General features: G+C 57.9%; 2 protein-coding genes and 1 pseudogene. 1 reads left to right on the top strand and 2 read right to left on the bottom strand.

The window, feature by feature from the left end; genetic code table 11:
• Positions 1-269: 269 nt before the first annotated feature.
• Positions 270-1,466 (bottom strand): annotated as a pseudogene (locus tag K288_RS48985) (IS256 family transposase).
• A 510-nt stretch (positions 1,467-1,976) separates the two neighbouring features.
• On the opposite strand from K288_RS48985, the gene K288_RS0142740 reads away from it, so the two are divergent.
• Entirely contained in the window at positions 1,977-2,618 is a 642-nt protein-coding gene (locus K288_RS0142740; RefSeq protein WP_027584792.1) for an FkbM family methyltransferase, read from the top strand.
• 587 nt (positions 2,619-3,205) lie between these two features.
• Here the strand turns inward: K288_RS0142740 and K288_RS48990 are convergent.
• Positions 3,206-3,691 carry an IS4 family transposase gene (locus tag K288_RS48990; RefSeq protein ID WP_275451084.1) on the bottom strand — a complete coding sequence of 162 codons (486 nt, stop codon included), beginning with the start codon at positions 3,689-3,691 and terminating at the stop codon, positions 3,206-3,208.
• Positions 3,692-3,820 lie beyond the last annotated feature (129 nt).

Raw genomic sequence — 3,820 nt, forward strand, 5'->3', positions numbered from 1 at the left:
GCTGCCCTGTGATCACCTCGATCCGACGATAGGAGCCGCCTTCCTGCCTGGCATCGAGCATGGCTTCATGCATGGCATCTGCCATTGCCCACCTCTAAAAAACAGTTATGCCAGGAAGTTCTGTGCGTCAAGTTCAGCAAAATTGATCATGGGATCCGGCCAAGCCATCCCCTCGGAGCCGCCGTCGCTCGCTCGCCCCAAGCGCAGCGCTGGCGAGCGACGGCGGCGGAGAGGGGTGGCGTCCATCCCTTTGGTGGGCCTGAGCATCGTCAGGCCGCCCGGCGTAGCGTCTCCTTCTTGTGCTCCTTCAAGAGATCCATGTTCAGATAGCGATGGTCCTCGAGTCAGGCCTCGCGGCGCTCGACGGTCAGCGCCCGCACCAGCCTTAGGCAGCTCTCGGCGTTGGGGAAGATTCGCACCACGTAGGTGCGCCGCCGGATCTCCTCGTTGAGGCGCTCCAGCATGTTGGTCGACTTCATGTGCTTGCGGTGTCCCAGCGGCAGACGGAAGTAGGTGAGCGTCTCCTCGATGTTGTCCTCGACCCAGCCGGTGAGCTTGGGGTATTTGCCGCTCCATTTGGCAAGCCACGCCGCTAGATCGCGCCGCACCTCGCCAAGATCGCGCCGGTCGTACATCCAGCGCAGCTCGAGCAGACAATCGTCGTCGACCTTGCGCGGCACATAGTCGAGCGCGTTGCGCAGGAAGTGCACATAACAGCGCTGCCAGAACACGCCGGCGAGCACTTCGGCGATCGCCTTCTTCAAGCCGGGATGATCGTCGGAGACGACAAACTCGACGCCATGCAGGCCGCGCGCCTTCAACGCTTCCAAAAACTCCTTCCAGCTCGACCGGCTCTCCCGGTTGGCAAGCTCGACCGCGAGCACCTGACGCCGGCCTTCCCAGTCGACGCCGATCGCGATCAGCACCGCCTGGCTCGCAATGATGCCGTCCTCGCGCACCCGCTCATAGCGCGCATCCAGGATCAGATAGGGGAACGGTTCCTTGAGCCTGCGCTCGCAAAAGGCCTTCAGCGATCCATCCAGCCGTTTGTTAATGGCGCTGATCGCTGAGGCCGAGAAGGCATGCCCCACGAGTTCCTCGGTGACCTGCTTGACCTTCCGCGTCGAGACGCCTTGCACGTACATCTCCGCCAAGGCCGCAACCAGCGCCTTCTCCGAGCGCTGATAGCGCTCGAACAGCTCGGTCGAGAACCGCCCCTGCCGGTCCTGCGGCACCTTCAGCTCGATCTTGCCGACCCGGGTGATCAGCGAGCGGGGATAGTAGCCGGAGCGATAGCCAAGCCGTCTCTCGCTGCGCTCGCCTTTCTCCGCACCCAGCGTCTCCGTCATCTCGGCTTCGAGAATTTCCTGCACCGCACCCTGGATCAGCGGCTTCAGGAACTCCTTATCCGACCTCAACAACTCTTTGACTGCAGAGACGTCCGTCCTAATCTTCGTCACGGTCATGGCGGGTCCAAGCTCCTCTACGAGCGGTGATCTTCGCAATCACCGGACTTACCATGACCGCTTCAGCCTCTCAGCTTTTGCAGAACCTTCCGCACATTACCCCAGGATGTATCGCAGCTCAGTCGCGCGATGCCCAGGTGGGGGGCTCATGCCGGTTACCGCCAAACTTTCGTATAGCTTTCCCAATCCTTTCTATATGGGTCGCTTACCTCCGTACAATTGAGCCAACCCTCGACTTCTTATTAGCCTTGCGGCGAATTGGGGCGAGTCGATTGCAAGTGCCTGACACTTCTGCAACACGGTCAACAGGAAGGTCTGTCTATCGTAATCAAATCGTCCCGAGGATAAGAGCAATCAAAATTGGGCCAGCGCTACGCCTGACCTCCATTTGGCATACATTCGCGAGCACGAATGTGCGATGGAAATACTGCGGTCCGATAAGGAAAGCCGGTCGAAGTCTATTCAACGGCCGGTGCGGAAGCGTCTGGGACACATGCGGGAGTCTGCCTCTTGTTAAACGTACATGAGTACATCATTTCACTTATTCGAAAGCCAGATCCGGTCATCTTGGACATCGGCTGCAATGACGGGGCCGATAGCCAACGTTTTCTGAGGCTCTGTCCAAAGGCGCAGCTCTATTGCTTTGAGCCAGACCCGCGAGCGGTTGCTCGGTTCAAGCAGGATATGAATGCTTACCTGGATGATGTAAGGCTGTTTGAGTTCGCGATTAGTGACCGAAATGGCAGCATCGAATTCCATCCAAGCAATGGAGATGGAGAGGCGAAGGAATGGGACCTCTCTGGTTCAATACGCCGACCCAAAAATCATCTCGCCGAATATGACTGGGTTCGGTTCGATTGTCCCATCTCAGTTGAAACTCGAAGGCTGGATGACTGGTGCAGCGAAGCGAACCTGAACCAGATCGATTTGATCTGGATGGATGTGCAGGGAGCCGAGTCAGATGTGATCGCGGCCGGTAGACAGACCCTTGGCAACACCCGGTTTATCTACACGGAATACAGCGACAAAGAGCTTTACGAAGGGCAGCTCTCCCTACAAGCCATTCTTGATCTTTTGCCTTCATTCGAAGTGGTGACAAAATATCCGCGCGAAGTCGAGGGTGATGTATTGCTTAGGAACACGAGCCTTTAAAACGAGCCCTGTTTCTCTCCTGCTGCAGCTCTCCGCCTATTGGGAGAACCCGTAACCGGCCGACTAAGTTGCGATCGGACATTGAGGGAGTTGCAGACGGTACACTGGGACCAAGAGCGAAGGTATTGAAGACTTGAGAGAGCTCGCAAAGCTCCGGCCGCCCCTGCAGTGCCGCAGGAACGCGTCCTCCGAGGTGAGGCAGAGGAATTGGTCACCGTGAATAACTCGGATTGTAGCTTGAGGCGAGCGGAAGCCGCCGCCGCATCGGTCGCGTTCGAAAGCGATCAGCAGATCGCGGTTTTGACCTCGCAGCGCACGACGGGCCGCTGGAAGTGGACAGAGACGAAGTGATGACGACCAATCCTGGTTTCCCTGGATCGGCGCGCGGCGGCAAAAGCGCTGCTCGCCGACCGCGGTGGTTTGCTTGTTTTAAGCGGTCTCGGCTCTAACGGCTGCCATTATTCTTTCTGCCGGATGCAGCCTATCCAGCGGCCTGTCGCTTTGTCCAATCATGAGGGCGTGGAATCATGAGCCAGGATATTAAGCAATTGCCTGCAGTCTGCTTTCTCCTCGGCCTTCCCCGACTTTCAATTACCCGCAAATTCTACTCCGACCATGGCGCCCAGCGCGATGTCAGTGAGACGTGACAGCCCGCGCCACATGACGGTATTGCCAGGCGGCGGATCGCTGGCGCGGGCGAGATAACCGCCGAGCCGGGCGATCTTGATCAGATAGTGCGAGAGCGTTTTCTGTCTTGCTTTTGGTTTGTCGTTGACGAGGCGATCGAGTACGCCGATTTCAGTCGCAGTCAACGCGAGGGTTGGCGGTACGTCTGGGGCGGAACGGTTGAGCATCGTCATCCAGAAGACTCGCCAACTCAGGATGCAAAAGAGCGAGATCAGATTGGTCAGACGCTGGGCGGTCCTGAGCTTCGACTCCTCAGCTTTGCAGCCCGATTTGAGGATCTTGTGGAACACCTCGATCTTCCATCTCAAAGCATACCATTTGAGCTTCTCAATGGCGTCGGTGCGAGAACCAACAGGCAGATCGGTGATCAGCTTCCAATCGATCATCTTTCTGTTTTTCGGCGTCCCGCGCTCTTCGGCATGTGACCTGCCACTGAGTTTTCATCCAGCGGCGGTTAGAGTCTCGGAGTTTTGTACGCCAAGTGGCGCGGGTGGAGCAACGGACGATCGGCGGAG

It is taken from the genome of Bradyrhizobium sp. Ai1a-2 (genome assembly GCF_000426245.1).
In the GTDB taxonomy this organism is placed as follows: domain Bacteria; phylum Pseudomonadota; class Alphaproteobacteria; order Rhizobiales; family Xanthobacteraceae; genus Bradyrhizobium.

Bases quoted from the DNA above. Each gene is read 5' to 3' on its own strand.
- K288_RS48990 (WP_275451084.1), bottom strand. From the start codon at position 3,691: ATGATCGATTGGAAGCTGATCACCGATCTGCCTGTTGGTTCTCGCACC.